Annotated in this window: 3 protein-coding genes and 1 pseudogene; 2 read left to right on the top strand and 2 right to left on the bottom strand. The window is 68.6% G+C overall.

What is annotated here, in order from left to right; translation table 11 throughout:
- Both ABD350_RS37665 and ABD350_RS38140 read left to right on the top strand, forming a co-directional pair.
- On the top strand, positions 1-2,390 hold a 2,390-nt coding region (locus tag ABD350_RS37665; RefSeq protein ID WP_344353949.1), incomplete at its 5' end, for an SbcC/MukB-like Walker B domain-containing protein.
- A 719-nt stretch (positions 2,391-3,109) separates the two neighbouring features.
- A pseudogene (locus tag ABD350_RS38140) lies at positions 3,110-3,342 on the top strand (IS982 family transposase); the annotation flags it as partial.
- 4 nt (positions 3,343-3,346) lie between these two features.
- Here ABD350_RS38140 and ABD350_RS37660 read toward each other — a convergent pair.
- A complete protein-coding gene (locus ABD350_RS37660; protein WP_344353947.1) occupies positions 3,347-5,239 on the bottom strand; it encodes an SsgA family sporulation/cell division regulator in 1,893 nt (630 codons plus the stop codon).
- A gap of 20 nt (positions 5,240-5,259) precedes the next feature.
- A complete protein-coding gene (locus ABD350_RS37655; protein WP_344353945.1) occupies positions 5,260-6,096 on the bottom strand; it encodes an RNA polymerase sigma factor in 837 nt (278 codons plus the stop codon).
- Positions 6,097-6,463: the final 367 nt, after the last annotated feature.

Genomic DNA, 6,463 nt, shown 5'->3' with positions numbered 1-6,463 from the left:
AGGCCCAAGCCGAACTACAGCGTCTAGAGGGCGAAAACGCCGCAGCCGAGACCACCGCCCAAGCCGACCTCGAAACGGTCACCGCCCTGCAGAACGAGGCGGCCTCCGCGGGGCTGGCCGCCGCGGCTCTGGCAGCGGCGGCCCAGGTACTCAGCGACGTGCCCCGTCGGCTGGCCACCCTCGAAGAAGAGGAAAGCGCGCACGCCCAGCTCCTGGCCGACCTGAAGGACGAGGAGGAGGCGCTGGCCCGGCGCGCCGCCGACCTGGACGAGGAGGACCGGCGAGCCGACGCCCTGCGCAGCCGCGTACGCGATGCTGAGGACGAGGCAGCCGACGCCAGCGAGGCCCTGCAGATGCTGACGGACGCCATCCGCGCCGGCATCGAGGCAGCCGGCACACTGGCCCAGCAGCGGGCCGCCCAGGCCGCCACCGATCACAAGCTCACCGCACTGCTGCAGGCGCCCCCGGCCGACACGCCGGACGTGGCGCGGACCGAGCTGCGCCGTGCCCAGGGCATCCTGGAGGACATCCGGCGCAGGGAGGCCGCGCACACGGCGGGCAGCGGCCTGGCCGCCGGGGACGGCTGCCCTGTCTGTGCGCAGCCGCTTCCCCGCGATTACCGGCCGCCGCAGCCCCAGGACGCCGATGCCCTCGCGCACGCGGAGACGGCGGTGGAGGCAGCCTCGGCCGCGCTGACGGCCGCCGAGCGGGAGCACACCCGTCACACCCACGAGGTCGAACTGCTTCAAACAGCCCTGATCGAGCACCAGCGCGAGGTGCAGCAGGCCGCTGACCGGCTGCAGGCAGCCCTGCCCCCGCTGCACGCGCACGCTCTGCGACTGGCAGCCCAGACGGCTCACCCCCAGTCGGCAACGTATGCCAAGGAGATGGAGGACACCGCCGCGGCCGCACTCTCCGCCCTCGCCGACCCCGCCACACCGGCGGACCACCGGGAGGCGACGCTGCACGCTCTGCTCAGCGAGCCCCGCGACCGGGTCACGCAGCTGCAGGAGACGGTCACCGCCGGTCGAGCCGAGCTGACGCAGGCGGAGACCACCCTGGCCGCCGAGCGGGCGTCGCTGACGGCGGACACCCGCGCGGCGGACCGCAGCCGCACACAAGCACAGCAGGACCAGCACCGTCTGACGGAAGAGCGGCGCAGTGTCCTGACAAGCCTGTCCGCTCTGCCCGGGCCGATCCGCGCGCATCTGCCCCAGCAGCCCGACCTCCCGACGGCGCATGACCTGGAGGCCGCCGCCCAGGCCGTCCGGCAGAAACAGGACCGCCACGAGGAACTGGCCGAACGGCACACGGAACTGCGCACGCTGCTGCAATCGCTGCTGGCCGAGCGGGAGAAGCTGGCCGAGCGCAGACGCTGTGAGGTCACCGAACCCCTGCACCGCCTGGAGGCCGGACTGCACCGGTGGGCAGACAGCGCACGCAGCGCAGCCGAGCTGATCGTGGAAGGGCAGCGCCCGACACTTCCCCGCCCTCACGACACCGGTGACGCAACAGCCACGCAGGAGTACGCCGCCGCCCTGGAAACGGTCACCACGCGGCTGCTGGCATCCCTTGACGAACACGAAACCGTCGCGCGGACGGCCATGGCAGACCTGGCCGCACAGCTTGCCGTTCACGCCGACGCACTGGCCTGCGCCTACCCGGGCATCGCCGCCGCGCTGAGCGCCCCTGGCACGGACCCCTTGGACCCTGAACTCCTGGACGGCCTGACCAGCCAGGCCGGAACCCTCCGCAGCGAGGCCGCCCGCGCGCTGCGGGAAGAACAGGACGCCCTCTCCCAGATCCCGCACAAGGACCGCCTCATGGCCGCGATCGACGCCGGGCAGCGCCAGAAGGCTGCATGGCAGACCGTGGCCGCACATCTGACGGACGGGAAGTTTCCCGGTCACCTCACCGACCTGCGGACCCGCGCGTTGCTCGCACACGGCAGCGAGCTGCTGCAGCAGCTGTCCGGCGGACGGCTGGGCTTCGCCGACAATTTCGACATCGTCAACCTCGCAAGCCATAACCGCCGCAGCTCACGTACCCTCTCCGGCGGCGAGACCTTCCAGGCTTCCCTCGCCCTGTCCCTCGCCCTGATGGAAATGCACAGCCGCAGCGGAACCCGCCTGGAGAGCCTCTTCCTCGACGAAGGCTTCGGCACCCTGGACACCGCCGCCCTCGACAGCGCCCTGCAGGTCCTGCGCACCCAAGTCGGCCCCGACAAGCTGCTGGCAGTCATCAGCCACCTGCGCCCGGTCGCCGAGACCGTCAACGACGTCCTATGGGTGGAGAAGGACCACCGCGGCTCCCGGGCCCGCTGGCTCACCGCAGCCGAGCGCGACTCCCTCGTCCGCGACGACCTGCACAACCTGACGGACCCGGCATGACCTCAGACGCTCACAACGGCCGATCGAACACTGAACGCCCCAGGCCCCCAGTACGGTGCCTCAGGCCCACATTCCGCAAGTGGTCGACGAGGACGGGAGCGCAGCTCGAAAGCCAGCCCCAGCGCTTCACACCACTTCCGCCGTCATCAGCTTGTGGAAGGAGGAGCGGGGAGGCGGCCGGGTTCGGTGACGATGTCAGCGGACCGCACCCAGCAGGCCGGTTGGGCGCACATCCGGGACACCGCGCGCACTCTGGCCTGGAGGCTGACCGGTACGGTGCCGACGACGCTCGGCGGGCGGCTGCGCCCAGTCCGGTCGCCGTCGTGCCACGGCCGACGACCGTGGACCGCACGACGGTCTTCGACCATCTGTGGGACGCCGCCGAACGGCAGCGCCGCTGGGCGGAGCAAAGGCGCATCTGCACTGCCAAGCCCTCTGCCTCGCCTCCCACGACCAGGGACCGGACGCGGCCGCGTGGACCGCACAGGCTGCACCACCGGCGCGGTGTGCTTGGCCGGCACGGCTGGTATCCGAGCTGGTCGGGGCCGGGCGACTGCGACGGCGCCGACCCGGCTGGCATGAGGCGCGGCAGGTTCGGGGCGGCCCAGGCCGGATCCCATCGCCGGGCCGACCGGACGGTGGCATCGGCAAAGGGGCCGAAGCGTTCCTCGAACAACGCGTGGTTCGGGTCAAGGGCGGCGTCCACGGTCAAGCCGCAGCTGGGTGAGCATCTCCTCAAGCCGGTCCGGCACCTGATCGAGTCGGTGAACGACACCCTCAAGGGGCAGCTCGACCTCAAACGCCACGGGGCCAGGAGCCCAGCCGGCTCCTGGCCCGCGCCGGACAACGCATCCCCGCCCTTAACGCAGCCATCTGGCAGAACCGGCAGACAGGAACACCGATCATCCGCTCACCGATCGCTTACGACCACTGGCCAACACATCGGACCTAGTCATCTAGTCCTCTTCGCGGCAGAAGAGTTCGGCGAGTTCACGTTCCCAGGCCTTCAGAGAACAGGTCTCGGAACTCGCCGTTGAGACCTGTGTCAGCGGGTGACTAGCCTCGAGGAATGCCTGGATGTCGTCACGTGACGCAGACAGCAGCGCGCTGCCATCCGGGGACCGCAGGCGGATGAAGACGCGTGAGTGAGGACTCACTTCGTCCGCTGAGGGCCACACGATGACGTCACCGATGCCCACGCTCTTATAGAGACCATCGACGAGCAACTCGCGAGCGAAGAGCCATTCCCTTTCGTCATCAGTCCCGTGATTGAAGACAGCTGTGATCGCATACGGGTCTGTAGTGCGGTAGGCCAGCCGGGCGGGAAAACGCTGCCCCTTGTCTCCTTCCGTGGCATGCAGGCGCATCCAAAGCTGTGCGTGCTGCTCCAGCCCGTCAGCTTCTTTCCTCCTCCACAGCTTGAGCTGACCGCCGGATTCGGTGGCGACGGTCTGCCGTACCTCCTGCCGGCAACCGGGCATGCTGTCTGCGATCTTCCTCGGCAGCAGCAGGGTGCTGCCGGGTCGCCGCGCGTAGGCGTCCAGGTCTGGCAGAGGCGGTGGCTGCGCTGGGATGGCCTGCCGGTGCGCCGGGTCCAGATCCACCGCCAAGTCGGCAGCCACCAAAAGGTAGGTCTGGTCCATCACGGCGTCTGGTTGCGCTTCTCCTGGCCGCGGCATGCCCGCCGGCACTTCTCGCTCAGGGAGGATCGGCGGGTGTGCCATGTCAACAGCCAGCCGTCCGGCTGCCACACCGGACACGAGCCAATGTCCGGCCTCATGGGGGCAGATGCCTGTGTGCGGGTGCGCCGGTTGTGGTTCTCTTCCACCAGACAGCCACGGGCGCAGTCCGTACAGAGGTGACAGATGTGGCGGGTGGAGCAGCTCGGTCATGCGGGCCGTGAGCATCCGATGATGCCCGCCGGTACTTCTGTCGGCGCAGCGGCTGACGCTGGGCGTGACCGTGGTAAAAGAATTAATTTCCTTCCCGGCATCCAACAGACTGGAAACGCGCTGGGAGGCTTCAAGGACTTGGCTCCAGAGTTCTTCTCGTGACCATGTCTGCAGCCGGATTCGCGCAGCATGAGCGGTAAAAGAGTGGTCACGTGGTTGCGCCCGTAGCTTCCAGATGGACTCTCGTGGATTCACGATGCCACAGTCGGCCATTTCCACGAAGACTCTGAGCTTCTCTTGACGCTCGAGTTCCGACGCTGCGCTAGCGAGCCGGCAGGCACGTGCACGGTGAGCGATGAGGAATGCCGCAGGTTTTGCCCATTCTGCTGAGATGCATTCGTGCATCAGCGTGCTCGCAGTGCGCACTTCGCTTGTGCCGGTGGCGTAGTGCAACGCAGGTGCTGTGATCTGCCAGGAGGCGGAAAGCAGGTCGCGCAGTCGCCGGTCGAGTAGCGTGTGAAGCATGGGCTTCGATGGCGTCCGGGCGCGCAGCAGTGACGTCACGGTGTGTGCGGTGTTGAGGACGTCTTCGCATCGGCTGCCGTGTGTGGTGCTGCCGCTGGGGTCAAGGAGAAGAGCCTGCGCCGTGCGCCAGTCGCCGCGTGCGGGAAATCCCAGCAGCAAGATCAACCTGCTGGCCAGGAGCTGGTAGTCGAGAGCGTTGTCGAGACGCTTCCGTTCGCTGTCGTCGCTGTCCTCTGACACGGCCGGCTGATGGTCCGGCTCGCCGACGGCGTGGTCGTGATGAGTTCTGGCGGGGTCTGCGACTGCGGCGGCGTGCAGTTGCCGCTGGACTTCCTCGGGGATGGGCTCGTCCAGGGCTCGCACACGGGGTGCGCGCAGGCTGGATGCGGCCATCAGGGCGTCGAATTCCTTGTCAGCGGTGGTGGTAGGCATCGTGTCGTCCTTGTGAACACTCATCGTGCTCCCCCCTCCCCCGGCCGGACCTGGTACAGGCCACTGGCCACAACCTTGGTGCGGGCGCGGGCCAGGCGCCGCTCGAGTGCCTTGGGCGTCAGGCCGACCTTGGCGGCCGCCTCGGCGTGGGTGTAGCCCAGAGTCACCCACGCCAGCGCCTCACGCAGCTGCTCGTCGGGCAGCAGCGGGCGCATGCGGTTGATGTGGTCCCGCGTGGCTGCGGCGTGCGCGGGGTCGGTGGCGCGCTGGTCGGGGATGTCGTGCTGGGCGTAGAGGACGTCGTCGGTGTCGGCCGTGTGGTGGTCGAGTTCAGCCTGCCCGAGGTGGTGGGCTTTGTACCAGCGGATATAGACGGGACGGAAGGCGAGGACGGCGGCGCCGACGAAGTAGGTGGTCAAACTGGCTCCGCCGTCGGGGCTCCACTTACCGCGGACCAGGCCGTGTTCCCGGAACAGGGTGCTGCCCTTGAGGACGGTGTCGGTGACGACCTGGGTGCGGTCTTCGTACGCCCACGTCTCAAGCATCATGGATTGCGGCACAGGCCGGCCCATACGGGCGGTGCGCTTGAAGATGTGACCATTCGCGCTCCAACTGCTCAGCGTTCGCCAGCCATAGGCCATCAACTCAGCGATGAACTGCTGGTAGTGGGCGCCTTCGAAACCTGAGCGGCGCAGGAACCCGACAAGGGCGGCGTCCTGGCCAAGAAGCCGGGAGCGCGTCGCTGCGTCCTCGCCCGCCTCGACGGCGAGGGCCTCCTCCAGGGCGCGTAGTTCCTGGTTCGTATCTGCGGCCGGCATGTGCGAGCCCTGGGTCATGGGGTGGGGTTCGCGCCCCATGCACGTTCCATCCGGCAACATCCGCTCCTAGCTCTCACCAGCCCCAGCGGGCCCCCGTTCTGCCCTTGCGTCAGAGAGGTCATAGGCACGGACCTCATCGCTCCCCCCTCCCAACCCCATGCGAAAAATGTGATCTACGCCACGCGGGGGGAGTGGTGCGGATACCCCCTACACCCTCAGCAACCGGCCATCGCGTCAGCGGTGGCTACCTGTCAGAGAAAGGGACTCCCATGAGCACCAGCCCCGCCAACAGCCAGGGCCACCACCCCATCCCCAACACCGCCAACCCCGCCGCCCTCTCCGCCATCAATGGGATCGGTGTGCCGCAGGCTCACCACCACGCCGACAACGGGCCGCAGGCCATACC

Origin of the sequence: Streptomyces nogalater, from assembly GCF_039532885.1 — a bacterium.
GTDB lineage: Bacteria > Actinomycetota > Actinomycetes > Streptomycetales > Streptomycetaceae > Streptomyces > Streptomyces nogalater.
This window is presented reverse-complemented; position numbering and strand designations above follow the sequence as displayed.

Bases quoted from the DNA above. Each gene is read 5' to 3' on its own strand.
- ABD350_RS37660 (WP_344353947.1), bottom strand. From the start codon at position 5,239: ATGCCTACCACCACCGCTGACAAGGAATTCGACGCCCTGATGGCCGCA.
- ABD350_RS37655 (WP_344353945.1), bottom strand. From the start codon at position 6,096: ATGGGGCGCGAACCCCACCCCATGACCCAGGGCTCGCACATGCCGGCC.